We start from the raw sequence: 21,540 nt of genomic DNA on the forward strand, positions 1-21,540 counted from the left end.
TCCTATGCAATTCTCTTCTGATACAAAAATTGTTGAAACTCGATGAAAAGCCTACTAATGTTAGTCACATCACCCAAAATTTCTTTCGCATCTTCTAATGATTGATACTTGTTTGTCAGCAAGATAGGTAGTTTTTCTTGGTCGAGTTCGTCAACGCCTGTTTCAACGTATTTGCTCAACACGAAAGTGATAAACTCTTTTTGTTTGTCGTTGAGTAAGGCAAAAATGGTCGCTTCGGCTGCTTTAGCTCTGGCTTCTCTTGTCATTGCGATATAGTCGCCATTGAAAACGTATTCCAACACATCATACAAGTCGCTTTTTTCCATATCTACCAACTTTTGCAAAGTCAGTAAATCGTTTTTTGGAAAACCTGCTGCATCTAAATTCTCCAATAAACCTTTTCGGGTAATTGGATTGCTCCAAAGTTTCCGCAATTCTTCTTCGTCTTTGAAAAGTTTAGGCAACTCACCAAACAGGTTATTCAAAAACTCTTCTGCTGAAATGGGTTTGCCGTCTGCACTCCAAAACGAAGTAGAAACCATATGTTTGATTTCCCTTTCTTTTCCGTTTCGCAGTTTGATTTTTATTTTCTGTTTGCGTTCTGTTTCAGTCGGTTCTTTTGGTTCTCTTGGTTTATACTCGCCCTTTGCTTCTTTTACACTGCTTGGTTCTTCTCTAATTGGCTCTCCGTCCCATTCGGGGTCTGAAAAGTGTTTGTAAGCATCTACAAAATCGTAAATGGTGAAAAACTCTTTGCCGTCAGACAATCGTGTGCCACGACCTACGATTTGTTTAAACTCAATCATTGAGTTAACGGGACGAAGCAACACGATATTTCGAATGTTTCTTGCATCTACACCCGTGGAAAGTTTTTGCGAAGTGGTCAGTATAGTTGGTATTGTCTTTTCGTTATCCTGAAATTCTCTCAACAATCTTTCGCCTTCTTCTCCGTCATTGGCTGTAACACGAACACAATAAAATGGGTCTTTACTTTTGGCGTTTTGGTTTACCAAATCTCTTATCAATGCTGCATGTCCTTGATTGGCACAAAATATAATTGCCTTTTCGTTTTGGTTGGCTTCATCTAAAAAGATATTTACTCTTTTGGCTTCTCTTTCTATAATTTCAATGGTGCGGTTAAAGTCTTTTTCTTCATAGAGTTTGCCATCTTCAATTTCGCCTTCCACAATGGTATCATCAGAAGTGTAGCAGTAATCGTCCAGCGTGGTTTTAATGCGTTTTACTTTGAATGGTGTTAAGAAACCGTCATTGATGCCTTCTTTCAGCGAATAGATGTAAACTGGTTCGCCAAAGTAGCGGTAAGTGTCCACATTGTCTTTTCGTTTGGGTGTGGCTGTTAAACCCAATTGCACTGCCGGACTGAAATATTCTAAAATACTCCGCCAATTGCTTTCGTCATTTGCTCCGCCACGGTGGCACTCGTCAATAATGATAAAATCAAAATAATCCTTCGGATATAATTGAAAATTGAAAGTGGAAAATTGAGAATTATTTTCACTGTCCGGGTCATTTTCCATTTTCAATTCTCCATTTTCCATTGGTGAAGTCATAAAGGTTTGAAAAATGGTAAAGAAAATGCTGCCGTTGGTGGGCACTTTTCCGTTTTTCTTTATCTCGTTGGGTTTTATACGCACCAATGCGTCTTCAGGAAATGCAGAAAACGAATTGTAGGCTTGGTCGGCTAATATATTTCTGTCGGCTAAAAATAAAATTCTCGGTCTTCGGTATAATGGAGAATTGACAGTTGAAAGCTGAAAATTGTCTTTTTCATAGCCTTCATTTTCCATTTTCCATTTTCCATTTTCAATTACTGAAAGATTCCAACGGGTTTGAAACAGTTTCCACGCAATTTGAAAAGCGATGGCTGTTTTTCCCGTTCCTGTGGCAAGGGTGAGTAAAATTCTGTCTTTGCCTTGTGCAATGGCTTCAACTACCCTTTGCACTGCTATTTCCTGATAGTAGCGAAGTTGCCAGGTGCCGCTTTTATCTTCAAACGGCACATTCGCAAACTTTTCTCGCCATTCATTTTCAATTGTCAATTGTCCATTTTCAATTGAATAAGTTTTATTCCAAAGTTGTTCGGGGCTTAGAAAATCTGTTACCAAACCTTCTTCGCCTGATTTCATACAGATTTGGTAAATGGCTTTTCCGTTGGTGCTGTATGTGGTTTCTAATTGAAGTTTTTCCGCATATTTTTTGGCTTGCATTACACCTTCGCCCACTTCTAATTCATCACTTTTGGCTTCAACTACTGCCAATTTGATTCCTTTGTAAACCAACACATAATCGGCAGTTTCTCTTTTGCCCCTGCCACCACCTGTTTGAATTTTACCTGCTGTAATGTTGTATTCACGAAGGACTTTAGAGCCTTCCACAACGCCCCAACCACAAGCCTTTAGCTTGGGGTCTATGAGTTCTGCTCTTGTTTCTGCCTCATTCATAATTGAAAATGGATAATTGAAAGTTGAAAATTATTTGCCATTGTTTTGTTTAGAAGTTTTAACGATGCTTGCTAAAAGCTTAATAAGTTCTGAACTATCAGAATGAATAGATTGAAAACTTCTTTCGTCTAAATAATCGCTATCTTTTAACAGCATTAACCAATATTCTGTTTCGTTGGCTTCTTTTAAAGCTATATTCATTTTGTTGATAAAGTCTGCTTTTGACTGGGCGTGTTCAGCTTCTTTAACTAAAGCACCTATTGCAGTTCCGCTTCTCAATATTTGTTTTGACAACACATACTCTTTCTGTTCCGCTAACAAATGCTTGTATAATTTTATAATCCGCAATGCAAACACATACGATTTGTTCATTACGATATTTTCTTTCTTTTCCATCATTTTCAACTTTCCATTTTCAATTATCAATTTTCAATTGTTCTCCTCGTAGTAATAGGAATAGTCAATTCCTTTCATAAACATTTCTCTGCTATCTATTTCGGTGGTTAAAGCGTTTTTGAGTAGTTTTTTCAAAGCACTACTGTTTACAGGACTTTTTACCATTGCGTTCATATATTCAGCTTTCCCGATTTTACTCCAATCCACGCATTTTTTCAGACGTTTTTTCAATATCAGGTCTAACCAAATTCGGGTGCTTCTGCCATTGCCTTCCATAAATGGGTGAGCAACATTCATCTCTACATATTTGGCTACTATTTCATCAAAAGTGTTTTCAGGCATTTCATCTATTTGCTTTAGTGTATCTTCAAGAAAACGAGCCATTGCAAATTGAAAACCACCTTTTGAAATATTTTTCTGCCTGATTTGCCCTGCAAAGTCATACAAACCGCCAAATAAGTAGCCGTGTATTTGCTGCAATCCTTTAGTGGTACCTACTTCTATGCTGTTGATAAATGAACTGTCAAATAAGGCATACGCTTTGGTTTTACTTTTTCCGTCAATACTTTCATCACTGTAGGTAAACCATTCAATAAACCGGTTTGCCTTTTTGCCTGGAAACTCTTTACCCAAGGCAATAATACCGTTGTAATCAAGCATATCAGACAAGCGTTTTTTGCCATCAGGAGCGAGTAATTTCAACTGGGTAGTGGCACTAACCACTTCACTGCCGTCTTTCTTTAGCTTGGCTTTCAGGTATTTCCAATAGTTGCGGGTTTTGGCATAATCGTTCTGGTCGGTAAGCACGGCAACAATATCCAATACCGAAAACCACCACTTAGCGTTTTCTTCGTCCCATAAGGCACGTACTTCCCGGTCGTCAAAAAATCGTATGGATATTTTTGTGCTGCTCATTTACTTTTTTAATTGAGGTTTATTGTCCATTTAATAACGCCCCAACAACAAGCTTTTAGCTTTGGGTCTATGAGTTCTGCTCTATTTTCTGCTTCGTTCATATTAGTCTCTAATTAGGTTAATGATTAGTTGTATCATTAGTTCTTTTTCTTCGGGGGCACTTTGCGCTACCAACAAAGCAATGGCTGTAAGTGCATTGTCGTTCACTTTTAATTCACCTGTTTGTTTGAAACGGTGTTTATTCTTCTCTAAAAACCAGATAAATAGAAATGCTCCGATGCGTTTATTACCATCGTTGAAAGAATGATTCTTGATAACAAAATACAGCAAATGAGCCGCCTGCTCTTCTATGCTTGGATATAAGTAATGCCCGCCAAAAGTTTGTACAATGCTTTCTAACGAACTTTTGAAACCATTGTCTTTCTCCTTTCCAAACAAGTCCGTTGCCTCTTTTTTTCCCATGAGTTGCTTTTTCAACGCTGTTATGGCGGTTATGGCTTCTTCGTACCTAATTGCATAGGTAATGTTTTCATTTAAGTTGCTTGTTTGTAGATTGCGGCTGTCATATTGATTGAGCAATACAAAACTTTTGGTGTAATGGCTCAAAATGTCCAACAGCCCTTTGGCTTCGTGCAATTGCAAGGTTTCCGCTTTGCCTGATTGTTCAATCAGTTGCACCATTTTTCCCAATTCTTCCAATCGTTTTTGATTAATGGCATAGCCCTTTACCAAATAATCTTTCAGGCGTTGGGTTGCCCATTGGCGGAATTGTGTGCCTCTTACTGATTTTACTCTATATCCTACTGAAATAATCACATCCAGATTGTAATATTCTATCTTGCGTGTTACGTTCCGTTTACCTTCTTTTTGAACCGTCAAGGATTCCTTGACAGTTGCCTTTCTGTTTAATTCCTTCTCTCTAAAGCAGTTATTAATATGCAGGCTTATGTTTTGCTTGGTTTGGTTGAACAATTTAGCCATTTGCCTTTGGTTGAGCCAAACGGTATCACCATCAAACTGAACTTCTACTTCAGTTTTTTTATCAGCAGTTGTATATATGACTATTTCATTCATTATCCATTGATTTATGCTATTTGTGCAACTTTTACACTATCCATTTTCAACTCTCCTGCAAATGCTTTCTGCAAGATTGATTTTTTCAGTTCTTCCAAATCATCAATTTTCTTTTGATATAACCCTCCCAACTTTTGCGTTTCGGTTCGCAGGGCATCTAATTGGCGGACGATAGGTTGTTGGTCTTTGAGTGATGGATAAGGAGTAAGAATTTTTCTTAAATCGCCAATATTGATTTGCATTAATGCTGCACCATAGGTTTTTGCTCTAATTTGCTTTTGGACATAGTTTGAAATGAGCAAATAATATCCAAATTCCTGATTGATAATTTTTGAATTGAAACGAATAGGAACAATGCCCCTTGTCACGTTGGCATCTTTCAATTCTGGGGTAGCAATTGAAACTACTCCAGTTGTTCCCCGAACACATAAAAACAATTCATCTCCAATTAATTTTGTTCTCTTGTAACCATCAGCCAATTTTGGGTCAATTTTTTTTAATCCTTCAACTTTTATGTATCTGCTTGTTAAGTCAGTTGGTCTGATTACTGGCAAACCATTTTCAAATTCTTCACCAGGTTGAACTATTCCGTAAGAAAGGGTGCAATTTTCGTCTGCTAATTCTTCTAACATTTTTTCTTCCCAACCATCACCCTTTTTCTCAAACACCCCCTGCAAATAGCTTTCAAAAAGTTCTTTCGCGTTTTTGAGGTTTTGTTCGGCATTGGCTTTTGCCTTGGCTATGGCGGCAAAGGCTTCATCTAAAATGGAAACAATGCGTTGTTGTTCGGGGAGTGGGGGAAGGGGGATTTCAATTCCGGCAAGTGCTTTTGTTGAAAGCTCTTTAAAAGTTGCTCCAGTTCCTAAACTATCAAGTAAATCAACATTCTTTTTCAAGAAATAATATAAAAACCAAGTGTCAAGTTTTTTGCTCGGCACAATTCCACGACAACCTTGATTGGTGCTCATCGGAACTTCATTTATTGCCAAGTGTCCGATTGGTGCTCTCGTTGAAAGTATTACTGAGTATTCAGGAAACAACTTTGCAGAAGATTTCTCTAAACCTAACCTTGAGATTTTTCTAGGAGTATTATTAACTGTTGGTTTCGTTAGCTTTCCTAAATCCGCAGGAGTAATCCAATGAATATCACCGTCCCAATATTCTGCAATATTGGTTTTTGGAGTTCCACCATTTAGAATTTCTGAAACTTCCCCCAACTTCTTTATTTCCCAGGTTCGACTTGGCGCACCTGCCTTTGTTTTTTGTGGTCCTTCTTGGGACTTGAGCTTGTCGAAAGTCATATCATTTCCAAAATTGAGTTTAAAATACTTTCTACCGATTTGGCTTCCAGTTTCGAAAAAGCAAACCATTTTTTACCTAAATCTTTGAGTGAAGCTCCCAAATGATACACTTCTTTGTTGTCAACAATTAAAAAACGGTCATGGCTATGGGTAAAGGTTTTTAGTTCAAAGTTTTCGTATTGTGCTTTGGCTTTCTGCACGTCCAGTTGTAATTGTTTAGTGATGGTTTTGGTGAGCAGCAGCACGTTTACCCCCTTTTTCTTTTTTGCCAAATGGGTGAGGGTGGTTTCATCTATGTAATTGTCTATCAATACTATGCTTTGCTTTGCCGATCGGATAATTTTTGATGCCAGCTCATAAGCATCAAACACCTGCCCATCAAAAAATACACCTTGGGTAGGAATAAGGTGCGTATTTATTTGCAGCTCAATTTGGTTAACTTTTTCTGAAATAGCTTCCACATTGTCTTCCATTCTGTTCATTCGATTGTTTAGGGCATAGCCTTTTAACAAGTAATCCTTGAGAACTCTGGTTGCCCAAATGCGAAATTGGGTAGCTCGGACAGAATTTACCCTATAACCCACAGATAATACGGCATCTATATTGTAATACTTCACTTTGGACTTTTGTGTTTTGCCTTTAATGGCACCGTGAGGGGTGGTATGTTCCAAAATGGAACTAACCACATTTTCGTCTAATTCGCCCGATTTAAAAATATTTCCTAAATGTTTGGTAATGGCGGGTCGTTGCGTGCCAAATAAATCAGCAATTTGCTGTTGGGTTAGCCAAATGGTTTCCGTTTTTTCATCAATCCTAACTTCAATATGCTCGGCAAGTGCATCGGGCCGGTATAATACAATTTCGTCTTTCATATTAGATCAGACTTTTAATAGATTCCAAAATCTCCGCACTTTCTTCATCCAATGCTTTCATTTCTTCCAAAATGGCTTGCGGTTGGCGTAGCGTAATTTCTTCTTTTTTGTTCGGGTTTTTTACGCTTAAATCAAAAGTGCTTTGGTCTATGGCTGCCACATTTACCGTCCAAGAGTTTTCGCTATCGGCAAAGGTTTTTTGCAGTTCAATAAACTCCGCCAAATCGTTTTCGTTGAGTGGGTTTGTCTTGCCTAAATTGCGGTCGAGGTTCAATTGGTAAAACCAAACCTTTTGCGTGGGTTTTCCTTTTTCAAAAAACAACACAACGGTTTTTACACCTGCACCGGTAAAAGTGCCACCGGGCAAATCCAACACGGTGTGCAAGTTGCAGTTTTTCAACAAGGTTTTGCGTATGGCAACAGTGGCATTGTCGGTATTGCTTAAAAATGTGTTTTTGATTACTACACCCGCCTTGCCACCTGCTTTCAAAATTTTAATAAAGTGCTGCAAAAAGAGTGAAGCGGTTTCGCCTGTTTTTATCGGAAAGTTTTGTTGCACTTCAGCACGTTCCTTTCCACCAAATGGTGGATTGGCAAGCACCACATCATAGCGGTCTTTTTCCTGTATGTCGGCAAGGTTTTCGGCAAGCGTGTTGGTGTGTATGATGTTAGGACCTTCCACACCGTGCAATATCATATTCATTACACCCAATATGTAAGCCAGCGATTTTTTCTCCTTGCCGTAAAAGGTTTTCTTTTGAAGTATCTCGGTTTCTTTGGTGGAAAGCGATTTGTGTGACTTGAGATAATTGAACGCTTCGCACAGGAAGCCAGCAGAGCCACAAGCACCATCATAAATTTTGTCGCCAATTTTAGGGGCAACCACTTTTACAATGGTCGTAATGAGCGGACGAGGCGTGTAGTATTCGCCACCGTTACGCCCAGCGTTGCCCATATTTTTAATCTTGTCTTCATAGAGGTGGCTCATTTCGTGCTTTTCTGCGTGGGTGCGGAAACGCAACTGGTCAATGAGGTTAATCACTTCCCGTAAGTTGTAACCGCTTTGGATTCGGTTTTTCAGTTCGCTGAAAATTTCGCCAATCTTATATTCAATGGTGTCGGCACTTTCGGCACTTTGCTTAAACTTTTTGAGGTAGTTAAAGAGTTTGCCATTTACAAAGTCGGTGAGGTCGTCACCTGTCAAAGCGTTGTGGTGGTCGAGTTTACCGTCCTTGTTTTTAGGTGCAGCCCAGGTTGTCCAGCGATATTCTTTGTCAATAATAGGCGTGTATGCCTTTCCTGTAAGTTCGGCTGCTGTGGCACGGTCTTTCTCTAAGTCGTCCAAATACTTGAGAAACAGAATCCAACTGGTTTGCTCCACATAATCCAATTCACTACCGCAACCAGCGTCTTTGTGAAGTATATCGTCAATATTTTTAAAGGTTTGTTCAAACATTCTACTTGCATATTTAATCTTTCAAATATAAAACAAGTAGGCAAAAAAACGCTCGTTTATTTGGGTGGGGGTATTAAGGGGTTAAGGCAGGATATTTATAATTTTTTCTTGTTTAATTTTTTGGGGAGAGGTCAAAATTTGTTTTGAGGTATTGTTAAGGATTGGCTCAGTGTCATAATAAATCGTCCCTTCTTTGTACCCTGATTTTGTATATTTACAGCTAAAATAAGGGTTTCAAAGGGTAGATTGTGGCCTCGCCAGGAATCGAACCTGGATCTGGAGCTTCGGAAACTCTTATACTATCCATTGTACTACGAGGCCTGTAGTTGTTCGGCCGCAAAAATAAATGTTTCGGCTATTGAAACGTCAATAATTCTGATAAACTGTTGCGGTGATACCCAAAGCTGCGCTATGAACAGAACGTACAAGGGTGCGACGCAACGGAAGCTCAATAGCATAGCCAAAGCCGGTAACAAAAGTATTATTTGCCGAATGCCCCAATATTGCTGCTGAATATTTTTACGGCAATGGCCAATAATATTACCCCAAAAAATTTGCGAACAGCCAACAGGCCTGCTTTTCCGAGGGCATGCTCAATCCATTTCAATGATTTAAGTACAATATACACGATGACCAGGTTAATGAGGATGCCTGCTAAAATATAACCCTGTTGAAAGTTGGCTTTGAGCGACATGATGGTAGTAAGGGTTCCGCTTCCGGCAATGATGGGAAATGCAATGGGAACCACAGTGCCCGAGGCAGCATCGGCATCGCCTTTAAATATTTCGTGGCCCAATACCATTTCCAAACCTAATAAAAAGATAACGATGGACCCACCCACTGCAAAAGAGCGGATATCTAAACCGAGAATACTTAAAAACTGTTGGCCCACCAATAAAAACAAAATCATTAAGCCGCCCGAAACCAGTGTGGCTTTGGACGAACGAATATCGCCCATTTTGTCTTTTAAAGAAATGAGCAGTGGAATGGAGCCTACAATATCAATCACCGCAAACAAGGTAAATGTTACGGTAATGAGCTGGTCGAAATGAATCGTCATTCGGTTAGGTTTTTGCTAAGGTACAATCAAAAAACGATTAAGCAGGTCTGTGTTGTTCTGTTTGTGTTGGTTGTGGATTGTAACAATATTGCCAGCTGCTTTGATTGTTTTGTAAGGTAAGTTGAATGATGCAACCATATGGTATATTAAAAATTTCGAATGATTTTTGCAAGGGTGTTTGGGTAAGATAGGATAAAATACTTCTGATTACACCACCGTGGGTAATGATGGCCAAAGGATAGTTTGGGTTGGATGTAATATGCTGAAAACATTTTGATATTCTTTCATGGAACTGTATATAGCTTTCACCATTTGGGAAGGGGCAATTTACAAAATCGAACATCCAGGTATTGAGTTCTTCCTTTGGAATATCATCCCAAAATTTCATTTCCCATTGGCCACAGTTTATTTCCATTAATTCAGGTATGTATTGAGTGGGCACATCCGGAAACAATTTTTTAGCCAATAATTTGCAACGTTGTAAGGGGCTGCTGTATACCTTAAAACTAAGTGGTGGAATAAATTTTGCAAGGGTTGCTGCTTCTTCAGCAAAAGTATGGGATAGTTCAATGTCAGTTTGACCATAACAGGTTCCTTTTGGTATAGAAGGTGTGGTATGACGTATTAAATAAATGATCATTTTATATATTTAATGCAGGTGGTTAACTATGATCAAAACAGCAATATAGAAAACAACTTCAGTAGCCTGCTGGGTGGCGCCCAAACAATCGCCTGTATAACCGCCTATCCATTTTTTAAAATATGTGTCAGCCCGCCATGTTACCCATAACATGGGCACTAATGTAACAAGCCAAATGCCGGGAAGAAAACAAAATGGAATTAAGGCTCCTGCAATAGCAATTGCTATTTCAATAACGGTTAATTTTCTATTAGCCAATGGTTTTGATTTACTGGTATCTGTATCCTGTACATAACTACTTGTTTGCATGATAACAATGGCCATAAACCTGCTGGCAGCATGTGCGCATGGAAAAAGCAGTAAAAAGTATTTGCTATGAATTTGAGGACTAATTTCAACCAATAGCAAATACTTCAATGCCAATACTCCTGTTAAGCCGGTTACTCCAAAAGTACCCAGCCTGCTGTCTTTCATAATTTGTAAAATTTTTTCTTTTGTCCAGCCTCCGCCAAATGCATCACAGCAATCTGCAAAGCCGTCTTCATGAAAAGCACCTGTAGTTAAAATACCTGTTAACATAGAAAAAGCAATGGCAAGATGTGCAGACAGCAGCAGGCTGAAAACATAATATGCAGTTGCAGTAATGCAACCAACCAAGAGACCCACCCAGGTAAAATAGCGAGCCGACTGTTGCAGTAAATTTTGGTTGTGGTTAATATTTTTTGGAACCGGTAATCGGGTAAAAAACATTAATGCAGTAAAAAAAAATTGTATTTGCTTCTTCATGTATACAAATAAAAAATTTAATTTAGTTGGAAGGTCCGTTGATTTGAAAGGAATCGGTATCATTCATTTCATTCAGCATAGCAATAGCCGACTGGATTAAGGGAAGGGCTAATGCTGCACCGGTTCCCTCACCTAAACGTAATTCTAATTGCAACAATGGTTGTAATTGCAGATAGGCTAACATTTGCTGATGACCTTTTTCGTTGCTAAGATGTGATGCTATGCAATAATCTGTAACATTTGGCTGTAATTTTTTTGCTACAAGCAATGCTGCTGTTGTAATAAATCCATCAGCAATAATCACCATTTTTTCCGCAGCCGCCTGCAAGTAAGCGCCTGTTAACATGGCAATTTCAAATCCTCCAATTAGTTGTAAAAGTTGTAAAGGGTCGATATTGTTATGATGGAGGTGGTATTGATGAGCCACTTTTTCCAATACTTTCAATTTTTTTTGATATTGGTCATTATTTGTGCCAGTGCCTCTTCCCACACATGCTGCTAAAGGAATATTTAATAAGCCATGCATAATAAGTGCTGCCGATGAACTATTGCCAATGCCCATTTCGCCAAGGGCAATTGTATTGCATTGCTGTTGTTTTAGTTGGAGAATATACTCCCTCCCTTTTTGTAAACAGGTTACCAACTCGTCTTTGGTCATTGCAGGTACTTCCAAATAATTTTTAGTACCCATATTTATTTTGCTCACTGTAAAATTGGGATATGCTAAATCCTCATTTTTCCAAACGCAATTGATACCTGCATCAACAATGGTAAGTTTTAAGTTGTTTTGCCTGCAAAAAACATTAATGGCTGCACCACCTTGTAAAAAGTTGCGAACCATTTGTTGTGTAACTACCTGCGGATATGGATTTACCAGTCCGGTTGCAGCAATACCATGATCAGCCGCAAAAATAATCATGTTCGGATTTTTTATTTCCGGAGCAGTTGTTTCCAGTATACATCCAACTTTAACTGCAATGGACTCTAATATACCCAATGCACCTACGGGTTTGGTTTTGCCATTTGTTTTTTTGATGAGTGCTTCTTTGAGCAAAGTATTGTTTGTTCCGGCAATTTTACTGAATTGAAAGTTTGCAGCATTACTTGCAGTAGGATATAACTGTTTAATTTCTTTTACTTCCGAATTTTTTGATTTGGACTTCCAGCCATCTTTTTGCAGCATGGGTTGTTGTCCATAATCGGTTGCCGGTTTCCCAATACAAAAATATCCCAATGGGTATTCATGCGCCGGTATATTCAGTAAATTTTTAAATGCCGTAAAATTTAGAATAGATACCCAACCGAGTGAAAATCCATCTTCAGTTAATGATAACCATAGGTTTTGTAAAGCACAAACACTGCTCCATTGCAGGGTATCGGCAGTGCCTGAAATGCCAATGGTAAATTTTTCCAGTACACTATAATCAGTTGTAATAATTAATCCAACGGGCGATTCTTTAATTGCTTCCAGTTTTAATTTTTTGTACTGTTGTAACAGAGCAGTGTTGTGTAAAAGTTCTGCTTCAACTTTTTGGTTTTCGCTTTGAAATAGTTCGTGAATAGCATTCTTGATATGCTGCTCTAATAGCAAATAGTATTTGGTGGCTTCACTTAATCCAACAGATGGAGCCATGTGTGCTGCCCGCAGTGCTTTTTCTAATACCATATCCGGAACAACATCATTGGTAAAATGCCGGGTATCTCTTCTTTTATTGAATACATCAAATAGTTCCATGGTTAGCAGGAATTAAATCGCAGAACCAAAAGCCCATCTGGTTTTGTTGATGATTTTGTGATGAACAGGGGTTACTTGCATTGTTAGGTGCGTTGTAGGTCCGCAATACTTTTTCGCCAATGGTAAACGGGATGGGTTGCCTAAAAATAGGGCCATTGAAAACGAAGCTGTGGAATTCACCGTTTTCGCCACATGGGTCAACATTTGCGGGAAGGTCTTTCAGAAAATCATGATCAATGATTCTGCCTGCAAAACTTTCATCTAACAGTTCTGCCTTTGTGCAAACGATAATAGATTGAAAGCCGAGATCAATAAACTCATGCACCAATTCAATAGTGTTGCGTTTCCATAAAGGGAAATGTGCCTGAAAGCCGGCTGCTGCTATTTTTTCTTCCCTGTAGTTGCGCAGATCTTCTAAAAATATATCGCCAAAAATGGAGTGGGTATACCCTTGTGCTTTGAATTGTTGCATGGTATTGGTGAGCAGTCTGTTATAGATATCCATATCAGGTTGTTCTGGCAGTAATAATTTTACTAACGGTATGCCAATGGCGGCAGCCTGTTGTTCTAACAATATACTTCTAACACCGTGCATAGACACCCGATTATAAGTTTGATTTACAGAGGTAAGTAATGCGCCAACCTGCCATTCAGTATTTTGAAAAACTTTATAAAGTGCCAATGCACTGTCTTTGCCGCCACTCCAGTTAAAAACAGATAGATGTGCCATTATTGATTTGTTTCTTTTATGATTACAGGAATACCACTCACCATAAAAATCACTTTATCGGCCAGTGAGGCAACGAATTGGTTAGCCCAGCCTTGTAAATCCGTGAATTTTCTGCCAATGGTCGTTTCTGCGTGAACACCCATTCCAATTTCATTGCTTACAATGATAAAAGTACCCGGCATTTGATGGATGGCTATTATTTCTTTTTTAAATTCTATTAGTGCTGTATCAATATTGTTTTGGTTTTTGATAAAAAAATTGGTAAGCCATAGCGTAATGCAATCTATTACTGCAACTGTTTCCTGAATAGGCAGTTTGCTCACTTCAAATTCTTCTTCATAACTCATCCATTCTTTTCCTCTGTTATTTTTATGGTGTTGAATTCTTTCGGTGAAATCATCTCCCCAGTCCTTAGCCGTGGCAACATAAACCGGGCTGTTGCTCATATTTAATGCCAGATTTTGCGCATAATTACTTTTGCCACTCCTGGCTCCACCGGTTATTAAAATAATCATGGTAAAAAATATTTTTCTTTAAATAAAATATATTTGTTTTTTAGTGCCAATAAACATGCTTTGCAAAGGCAATCGCTGTAACGGTTTTCAATGAAAGATCTTTCCGCATCTGTTAATGTAATTTCAGTGCAGTGGCAATGGGTTATATCGCCCACTTTACATTCAAAAGGTTGCTGGCAGCGGGCGCATAATTTTTCTTCATGGTGTGGCATAAGCAAAGGTTTGGGGATAAAGCTGAAGATATTTATGTTGCAATGATGCAGGAATCTGAAATAATTGGGGATGAAATAATGCTGCCAGCAAGGCAATACCGTTAACAAGTGTTCCGGCACTGGGTTGGGTAAACAAATCAAAATCGGCCAGATAAACTTGCCGGTTTTGTACTGCTTTTAAACCATTCCATTCCGGAAATTGAGTTAAAAGATGTATTTCTTCTTTTGCACGATGAATGGAAAAGCCACAGGGTGCAATGATGATAATTTCCGGATTGTAACGTACAATTTTGCTCCAGGGGGTAACAATGGAATCGCCACCGGGATGGCTGAGCATGTCTATGCCACCGGCCATGGCTATCTGGTAAGGAATCCAATGTCCGCAATTATAAATGGGTTGTATCCATTCCAACAATGCCACGGTTTTAAGCGGCATTTGGTGCTGACGAAGTTTATCTAAAATATGGTTTGTGGTTTGTTGCAGTTGTGCCAGGTACTGATATGCTTTTTCTTCTTTACCTATGGCAGTAGCAATAGTGATGGCAGTTTGATACACATCCTGCAGTGTTTGCGGTGTTAAGGCAATTAACTGTGGTTGCTTCTTCAATCGGGCAATGGCAGCGGCAGTGCAGGCCGTATCAATCTGACATACTTCACAAACATCCTGTGTAAAAATAATATCGGGTTCTATTTGTTGGAGTAAATCTTCATCCACATAATACAAGCTTTTTCCCGATGCTTTCGCAGCAGAAAAAATAGTATCAATTTCAGTGCTGCTTAAATGGTTGTCTTCTAAAACACAGCGAACCACTTTGGGTTTTTGAGAAAGGGCAGGTTCAGGACATTCGAAGGTAATACCATAGAGCATATGGTCGAGGCCCATATCATATATCATTTGTGTGGCGGCCGGCAAAAAGGAAACAATTTTTAGCATAGTATGGGTTTAAGAAAAAACAGGGCTACTGCAGCAAGCCCTGTACGTTTATTATTTTGAAACCGCATGCACTGATAAGGCCGGATATTTTTTTTGCAGCCATTCAAAACTGCCGTAAAAAATGGCGCCGTATACAATATTGGCTACCAGCATATTCCTTAAAAAGGGTAAAGCCTGAACATAACATTGAACAAACCCATCCCAATTGCGCTGTAAGCGTTGGCCGTTTCTGATATCTAATCCACCAAACCACCAAACGGGTAAGTCTGTAATAATCCAGTGTGCCAGTGCAGCCGCAAATGCCGCGGTGATTACCGTACTCATTTTTACATGCTTAATCAATGTGCCTATTAAAACAATTACTGCAAATGCAAGATAAGTGTATATCCATCCTTTGTACAGCAACCCGTTACCGTAACCTGCATAAATGGTATGCATCATTATCACATCACTAAAAAAAAGAGCACCTAAAGGAAATGCATATTTTTTCCAGGGCTGATTGAAATAAGTACCACCAAATAGCCCCATGGCACCAATGGGCGTAAAATTGGCCAAAGGCGATAGGGTACTGCCGGCATTCCAAATACGCAAAGCAGCGGCTAATAAAATAAACAACAATACAATTGCTGTTGCCGGATTGAATTTTTGAATAGACATAACGATTGTTTTAATTTAAAAGTTAAAATAAGCCCCTGTCATCATATTAAAGCGTTTGCTGTTATAGCCTACAATATCAAAATATTGTTGGTCGGTAATATTGTTGAGCGAAGTAAACAGGCGAATTTGTTTGTTAACCCGGTAGCTGATAAAACAGTCAACAGTATAATAAGCGGGCTGTAAATCAGGTCCAATATCATAAGGCCCTTTTAAACGAGTACCTACGTATTTAAAGGCCGGTGCAATGGTAAAGCCTTTTACGGGCGAAAGGGTAAGTACACTGTTCATCACAAAATTAGGACGTCGGAACAGGTTGTTTACACTAACACCATTTTGAATGCCATGCCCGTCAATATAGGTAAGATTATTACTCCAGGTGCCAATTGTACCAATTTGTGTATTGCTTTCTACTTCAAAGCCATAGTCGTGTTGTTGGTCGCGATTGATGTAGTAGCTGTTGTAATTGGCATCGGTATAAAAAATAATCAGGTTTTTGGTATCTCTTTTAAATGCAGCAAGGCGCAGGCTCATTTTTTTATCTGTGCTTTGGGTTTGGAGTCCAATTTCATAAGTAGTACTGCTTTCAGGTTTTAAATTTTTGTTGCCATAAGCGCTATACAATTGATACAACGAAGGAATATTATAGCCTGATGAAATGTTAATAAATAACTTGGTATTTTCATCAATTACAAATGAGGGATTAAGGGTATAAGTTGCATTGTTACCATAAATGGAATGGTGGTTAACGCGGCCACCGGCTTCAAAATTAAACCCATGAATATTCAGCAACAGCAAAGAGGCATACGCCGAAAGCTGGTTAACATTGGCGCTGTCTTGTCCCAGTTCAGAAGTGTAGGGTCCGTAAGGTCCGGTACTAAAATAGCTTTGGCTGGTGTTTTGATGTTGGTACTGAATACCCGAAACCAGGCGAATATGTTTTTGGAAACGGATACTGCCAAAGGTTTCTAACGTAGTGGTATTGCCGTTATATTGCTGGTTCGAATAATTGTAATAAGGGCTCGAAACATAAGTGCTGTCGTTTACATAATGGCGGTTGGTTTGCTGGTAACTTCCCTGTAAAATCCAGTTTACTTTTTTGTGTTGAAAATCTAATGCCAGTCCACCCAAATTATTTTTATTGTTAAGGGTATAATCTTTTTCATCGGTAAAAGCACCGGCAGGTAAATCGGTTTGGTAATGGCTAAAATTGCCAAACGCTTTTGCTGTTAATGAAGGCGAAAAATGGTAACGGGTTTCAGCCATTACGCTGCTTTGCTCAAAACCATCTTTTTTAAAGTTCTGCTTACCCGTACTATCATAAGCAGCAGGGAAACCGGCGCTTTTAATGTAGTTGTACTGCACCAAATAATCCCATTTTTTAAGCGAGCCGCTAATGCCGGCACCACTATTGAAAGTGTTATAAGTGCCATAAGATGCGTTGGCATTCAGGGCCATTTTCTTTTTGGCTTCTTTTTTTAGAAAAATTTGAATAACACCTGCAACGGCATTGCTGCCCCATAAAGTACTTTGTCCGCCTTTCAGAATTTCAATACGTTCTACCTGGTCTAAAGGAATATTATTCAGGTCGAATGAATTGTTGATTTGTGAGGGGTCGTACACCGGCACTCCGTCAATCACAATTAACATATTGCCTCCAGAAGCACCACGGAAGTACAAATCTAAATTAGTACCCAATGCATTGTTGCTGCCATTAATAAAAAAACCTGCCTGTGTATTCAACAATGCAGCTAAACTGCTGCCTGCATGGTTTTGAATGGTTTTTTGATCAATTACGGTTACAATTTTACCCGTTTCTGATTCTTTAATAGGTGTTTTAGAAGCGGTTACTACCACCTCGTTTAACTGGCGGGTGGCCATAGAGTCTTGTTGTGCAAAAGCTGCATAGCCCAAAGCTATGGATGTAAGAAGGAGCGTTAATTTTTTGCTCATTGTTGATTGTTTTTAAAATGAAACAATGAGCTTTCAGGAAAACAAAAAAACGGAGAAATATAATCGACTGCTGCAGACAGTCTTTTACATTCCATGCTTTTCACCCGAAAGCCGTGAATGACAAACTCATTTTTCAATGAGGCTGTATCTGGCAGGTCTTCTGGCTTGGGGCTTTAGCACCTTCCCATTCCGTTTTAGGAACAGTGGTTGTTATCGCTTTCTCTTTTACTGAGGCCCTTACAGCTACGGGGATAGCACCGGAATTACACCGGTTTCCCTTTTAATCCTTCTATCACAATGCATACCGTTGAAAGAATGGCTTGCAATGCAATAAAAAGAACCAAATACAAGGCAAAAATAGTAATTGCTTTGAATTGTACATTTTTTATTTAATTTCATTTTTTCACCGAATGATTCACCATGGGAAAAGGAAGATTGGAAGCTTTTAGCGATGGCGTAATAGCCATAATTATTACCATAATGGTGTTAGAGTTTAAAGTGCCACATACTGCTACATTTAGTGCATTACAAGCAATATGGCCGGTATTGCTAAGTTATATTTGAGTTTTATTTATATTGGAATTTACTGGAGTAACCACCACCATTTATTTAATGCAAAGTGTTGCGCTTGTAAACGGTAAAATATTATTGAAAATTTGTATTTGTTTTTTTGGTTGTCATTGGTACCATTTGTGTCGGGATGGATGGTGAAATCATTTTGAAAGTTTACCGGTGGTATTGTATGGCTTTGTGTTATTAATGAATGCCATTGCTTACTTTATTTTGGTTCGTACGTTAATTGCATTGCATGGAAAAGAGGCTGCTTTAGCTGCAGTCATAAACAATGATGTTAAGGGAAAAGTTTCAGTTTATATTTATATTATTGCCATTGCAGTTGGATTTTGGAATGCCTGGGTGGCTTTGTTTTTATATGGGGTAGTAGCTGTTATTTGGATTGTGCCGGACAGGCGTATTGAAAAAAGAATCATCTCAACTTCTAAACCAATATATTGAGCTGTTTTTTGAACAGATATGTGCCATTGCTTATTGCCGGAAAATGATGCTTTATGTTCAATTCATGGGTCGGTTTTTAGGGTGGTATCTATCCTGCTATTTATGCATGGATAGAAAGTGGCCTATAGAATGAACAGCTTTTTCTGTGTTTCATTGATTTCTTTACTATATTGAGTGCCATACTTTAGCAACATGCAGGGAAAACAACAACTGAATTTGTTTAGCTTTACCATGATTGTAGTAGGGCTGGTAATTGGAATGGGTATTTTCAGAACCGCCGCTACTTCTGCCAAGGATGCCATTACGCCATCTGTTTATTTTACTGCATGGATATTGGGTGGATTGATAGCTTTTTGTGGTGCTTTAACATATGCGGAAATAGGTAGCCGTTACCCGGTTACCGGCGGGTATTATAAAATATTTTCAGTAGCCTATCATCCTAGTATTGCCTTTGCCATTAACTGTATCATTTTAATCAGCAATGCTGCATCACTAAGTGGCGTTGCATTAATAGGAAGTGGTTATATTACAAAATTGTTTCCCGGTCATCAGTGGACGGATATTGATAAAGCCATTATCAGTGCCGGGGCTATTTTAGTGTTTTATGGTATTAATTTAATGGGTTTGCGTATGAGTGCAAAGGCTCAAAATATTTTAATGCTAATTAAAATAGGAATGATAGTGGTACTCATTGCGGCCTTGTTTTTTCCATATCATCAGGCAGTAGCAACAGCAAGTGTTATGGCTGATAGCACTCCACATATGAGCTGGATTCAAAGTTTAGGGATTAGTCTCATAGCTGTATCGTTTACTTATGGAGGCTATCAGCAAACCATCAATTTTGGTAATGAAATCAACAAGCCGGCCCAAAATATGCCCCGTGGTATTTTTATGGGCATTACCATCATTATTGTATTGTACTTATTGGTAAACCTGAGTTATTATCGGGTTATCGGTTTTCATCAGATGAAAAATGAAACAGAAATTGCTTATGTGTTAATTCAAAATGTATTTGGCATTCGAGGTGCTGAAATTTTTTCATTCTTTTTGTTTGTGGGTGTTCTTTCTTATGTAAATGCCTTATTGCTTAGCAATCCAAGAGTCATGTATGCAATGAGTGATGAAGGTTCATTGCCTAAAGCATTTGCTGTTCAAAATAATAAAAATCAGGTGTTAACTGTTTCTTTAACGGTATTTGCTGCAATGTGTATTGTAATTTTATTCTTTGCCCAAACCTTTGAAAGAATTTTAAATTTCACTATTTTTTTAGATTCGTTTGGTATGGTGGGTTCCAGTGCTACCATTTTTATTTTAAGAAGAAAAACAAAACACTTAGATGGCACCGGAATATATAAAATGAAATTATATCCATTACTGCCGCTTATTTTTATTGCTGCCTATGTGTTTGTTTGTATCAGCATTATTATTCACAGTCCTGATACAGCGCTGGTTGGTATTTTGGTATTGGCTGGATTTATTGCATTGTATTTTCTGTTTCATAAAAAACAACAAAACCGAAAAGAAACCATTATTTAAATATTTATTGAATTGCTATGGAAGATACTTATTCTTTATCATACATTTTAAATGAGCTGGGCGAAGATAATGAGGCCTACTTCAGGGCGGTGGCTCCACCCATTGTGCAAACTTCTAATTTTTCCTTTAAAACGGTGGCGGATTTGCGTGAAGCTTTTGCTGATGAATACAATACCTGGCTCTATAGCCGTGGGTTAAATCCCACAGTTAAAATGCTGACACAAAAACTAGCTGCATTAGATGGTGCGGAAGATTGTTTGGTGTTTAACAGTGGTGCTGCAGCTATTTTTGCAGCAGTGCTGGCCAATGTAAAATCAGGTAGTCATATTGTAAGTGTAGCAGGTGTGTATACCTGGGCAAGAAAAATGTTTGAAGAAATTTTACCCCGTTTTGGTGTTACGCATTCCTATATTGATGGAACAGCTATTGTAAATTGGGAAAATGCACTACAGCCCAATACCACATTGTTTTATTTAGAATCGCCCAATAGCTGGACGTATGAACTGCAGGACATTCGTGCTGTTGCAGCATTGGCAAAACGGCACAACATTGTTACCGTTATCGACAACAGTTATTGTACACCCGTTTATCAGCAACCCATTGCAATGGGTATTGATATTAGCCTGCAATCGGCTACTAAATACATTAGCGGACATAGCGATGTGGTAGCAGGTGTTTTAAGTAGTAACAGCGCAATGATTCAACGCATTTTTAATAGTGAATATATGAATATAGGCAGTGGTATACAGCCCTTTAATGCCTGGTTGTTAATTCGCGGCCTTAGAACATTGCCCATGCGGTTAGCGCATATTACACAAACCACGAAACAGGTTATTGGTTATTTAAAAAAGGAGCCCATGGTTGAATCGGTTATCTTTCCGTTCGACAGCAGTTTTCCGCAGTTTGAATTGGCGCAGCAACAAATGAAAGGCGCCTGTGGCTTGTGTACCCTTGTTTTAAAGCCGGTAGCGCTTGAAACAATAGAATTATTTTGTAATGCCCTGCAACATATTAAAATGGCGGTTAGCTGGGGTGGTTATGAAAGTTTAATCATTCCCCGTTGCGCCGGTATGCCAAAAAATGAATACAACAAAATGAACCCCAATCACCGAATGCTTCGTTTGTATATTGGATTAGAAGAAGCCAATTATTTGGTGGCCGATTTACAACAGGCCTTTCTAAAAGCCGTTGCTCCTGCTCAATAAACCATTTATCTAAAATTTCGGAGTGCCTGAACTATTCTGTTATTTTTGTAATAAGATGTTTGATTGAAGATAGTTTTTGGTTAACGGGGG

General features: G+C 38.7%; 20 protein-coding genes, 1 tRNA gene, 1 pseudogene and 1 riboswitch. Of the genes and pseudogenes, 4 read left to right on the top strand and 18 right to left on the bottom strand.

The window, feature by feature from the left end; genetic code table 11:
* Window positions 1–2: 2 nt before the first annotated feature.
* The 18 genes from hsdR to JK139_RS11045 all read right to left on the bottom strand — a co-directional run bounded on the left by hsdR (window position 3) and on the right by JK139_RS11045 (window position 17,695).
* The gene (gene hsdR, locus JK139_RS10960) at window positions 3–2,462 is read right to left on the bottom strand and encodes an EcoAI/FtnUII family type I restriction enzme subunit R (RefSeq protein ID WP_218331294.1); all 2,460 of its coding nucleotides are present in this window, start codon (window positions 2,460–2,462) and stop codon (window positions 3–5) included.
* 30 nt (window positions 2,463–2,492) lie between these two features.
* Window positions 2,493–2,861, bottom strand: coding sequence for a four helix bundle protein (locus tag JK139_RS10965; protein WP_218331295.1), 369 nt, complete (start codon window positions 2,859–2,861; stop codon window positions 2,493–2,495).
* Between the two features lie 30 nt (window positions 2,862–2,891).
* Window positions 2,892–3,773 (bottom strand): protein adenylyltransferase Fic, encoded by an 882-nt coding sequence (gene fic, locus JK139_RS15890; protein WP_074419366.1) that lies wholly within the window; start codon window positions 3,771–3,773, stop codon window positions 2,892–2,894.
* Window positions 3,774–3,875: 102 nt separating this feature from the next.
* Window positions 3,876–4,847: a RhuM family protein gene (gene rhuM, locus JK139_RS10975; protein WP_074419365.1), complete on the bottom strand. Its 972-nt coding sequence runs from the start codon at window positions 4,845–4,847 to the stop codon at window positions 3,876–3,878.
* Window positions 4,848–4,858: 11 nt separating this feature from the next.
* Window positions 4,859–6,148 (bottom strand): restriction endonuclease subunit S, encoded by a 1,290-nt coding sequence (locus JK139_RS10980; protein WP_179853199.1) that lies wholly within the window; start codon window positions 6,146–6,148, stop codon window positions 4,859–4,861.
* Entirely contained in the window at window positions 6,145–7,020 is an 876-nt protein-coding gene (rhuM, locus tag JK139_RS10985) for a RhuM family protein (RefSeq protein ID WP_074419364.1), read from the bottom strand. The genes JK139_RS10980 and rhuM (JK139_RS10985) overlap by 4 nt, the downstream gene beginning before the upstream one ends.
* Before the next feature lies 1 nt (window position 7,021).
* Complete coding sequence (locus JK139_RS10990; RefSeq protein ID WP_074419363.1) at window positions 7,022–8,476, bottom strand: type I restriction-modification system subunit M; 1,455 nt, start codon at window positions 8,474–8,476, stop codon at window positions 7,022–7,024.
* Between the two features lie 249 nt (window positions 8,477–8,725).
* Window positions 8,726–8,797, bottom strand: a tRNA-Arg gene (locus tag JK139_RS10995).
* A gap of 160 nt (window positions 8,798–8,957) precedes the next feature.
* A complete protein-coding gene (locus JK139_RS11000) occupies window positions 8,958–9,536 on the bottom strand; it encodes a MarC family protein (RefSeq protein ID WP_075051813.1) in 579 nt (192 codons plus the stop codon).
* A gap of 37 nt (window positions 9,537–9,573) precedes the next feature.
* Window positions 9,574–10,176 carry an alpha-ribazole phosphatase gene (gene cobC, locus JK139_RS11005; protein ID WP_218331296.1) on the bottom strand — a complete coding sequence of 201 codons (603 nt, stop codon included), beginning with the start codon at window positions 10,174–10,176 and terminating at the stop codon, window positions 9,574–9,576.
* A gap of 9 nt (window positions 10,177–10,185) precedes the next feature.
* Window positions 10,186–10,962, bottom strand: coding sequence for an adenosylcobinamide-GDP ribazoletransferase (locus JK139_RS11010; protein WP_218331297.1), 777 nt, complete (start codon window positions 10,960–10,962; stop codon window positions 10,186–10,188).
* 22 nt (window positions 10,963–10,984) lie between these two features.
* Window positions 10,985–12,697, bottom strand: coding sequence for a nicotinate-nucleotide--dimethylbenzimidazole phosphoribosyltransferase (cobT, locus tag JK139_RS11015; RefSeq protein WP_228733207.1), 1,713 nt, complete (start codon window positions 12,695–12,697; stop codon window positions 10,985–10,987).
* Complete coding sequence (locus JK139_RS11020; protein WP_218331298.1) at window positions 12,684–13,427, bottom strand: Dph6-related ATP pyrophosphatase; 744 nt, start codon at window positions 13,425–13,427, stop codon at window positions 12,684–12,686. The genes cobT and JK139_RS11020 overlap by 14 nt, the downstream gene beginning before the upstream one ends.
* The gene (gene cobU / locus JK139_RS11025) at window positions 13,427–13,942 is read right to left on the bottom strand and encodes a bifunctional adenosylcobinamide kinase/adenosylcobinamide-phosphate guanylyltransferase (RefSeq protein WP_218331299.1); all 516 of its coding nucleotides are present in this window, start codon (window positions 13,940–13,942) and stop codon (window positions 13,427–13,429) included. The genes JK139_RS11020 and cobU overlap by 1 nt, the downstream gene beginning before the upstream one ends.
* Entirely contained in the window at window positions 13,939–14,154 is a 216-nt protein-coding gene (locus JK139_RS11030) for a cysteine-rich CWC family protein (RefSeq protein ID WP_068244382.1), read from the bottom strand. The genes cobU and JK139_RS11030 overlap by 4 nt, the downstream gene beginning before the upstream one ends.
* Complete coding sequence (locus JK139_RS11035; RefSeq protein ID WP_218331300.1) at window positions 14,141–15,088, bottom strand: ABC transporter substrate-binding protein; 948 nt, start codon at window positions 15,086–15,088, stop codon at window positions 14,141–14,143. The genes JK139_RS11030 and JK139_RS11035 overlap by 14 nt, the downstream gene beginning before the upstream one ends.
* A 51-nt stretch (window positions 15,089–15,139) precedes the next feature.
* Window positions 15,140–15,745 carry a DUF6580 family putative transport protein gene (locus tag JK139_RS11040; RefSeq protein ID WP_218331301.1) on the bottom strand — a complete coding sequence of 202 codons (606 nt, stop codon included), beginning with the start codon at window positions 15,743–15,745 and terminating at the stop codon, window positions 15,140–15,142.
* A 15-nt stretch (window positions 15,746–15,760) separates the two neighbouring features.
* Window positions 15,761–17,695, bottom strand: coding sequence for a TonB-dependent receptor plug domain-containing protein (locus tag JK139_RS11045; protein ID WP_218331302.1), 1,935 nt, complete (start codon window positions 17,693–17,695; stop codon window positions 15,761–15,763).
* 133 nt (window positions 17,696–17,828) lie between these two features.
* A riboswitch (cobalamin riboswitch) is annotated at window positions 17,829–18,019 on the bottom strand.
* 156 nt (window positions 18,020–18,175) lie between these two features.
* Between JK139_RS11045 and JK139_RS15895 the strand changes: the two are divergent.
* The 4 genes and pseudogenes from JK139_RS15895 to JK139_RS11060 all read left to right on the top strand — a co-directional run bounded on the left by JK139_RS15895 (window position 18,176) and on the right by JK139_RS11060 (window position 21,450).
* Window positions 18,176–18,336 (top strand): annotated as a pseudogene (locus tag JK139_RS15895) (TMEM175 family protein).
* Between the two features lie 91 nt (window positions 18,337–18,427).
* Complete coding sequence (locus tag JK139_RS15550) at window positions 18,428–18,709, top strand: hypothetical protein (RefSeq protein ID WP_228733209.1); 282 nt, start codon at window positions 18,428–18,430, stop codon at window positions 18,707–18,709.
* Between the two features lie 192 nt (window positions 18,710–18,901).
* The gene (locus tag JK139_RS11055) at window positions 18,902–20,245 is read left to right on the top strand and encodes an APC family permease (protein WP_218331303.1); all 1,344 of its coding nucleotides are present in this window, start codon (window positions 18,902–18,904) and stop codon (window positions 20,243–20,245) included.
* A gap of 17 nt (window positions 20,246–20,262) precedes the next feature.
* Window positions 20,263–21,450: a trans-sulfuration enzyme family protein gene (locus JK139_RS11060; protein WP_218331304.1), complete on the top strand. Its 1,188-nt coding sequence runs from the start codon at window positions 20,263–20,265 to the stop codon at window positions 21,448–21,450.
* The last annotated feature ends 90 nt before the right edge of the window (window positions 21,451–21,540 follow it).

This window comes from Hydrotalea lipotrueae (assembly GCF_019249625.1).
Lineage (GTDB): Bacteria > Bacteroidota > Bacteroidia > Chitinophagales > Chitinophagaceae > Hydrotalea > Hydrotalea flava.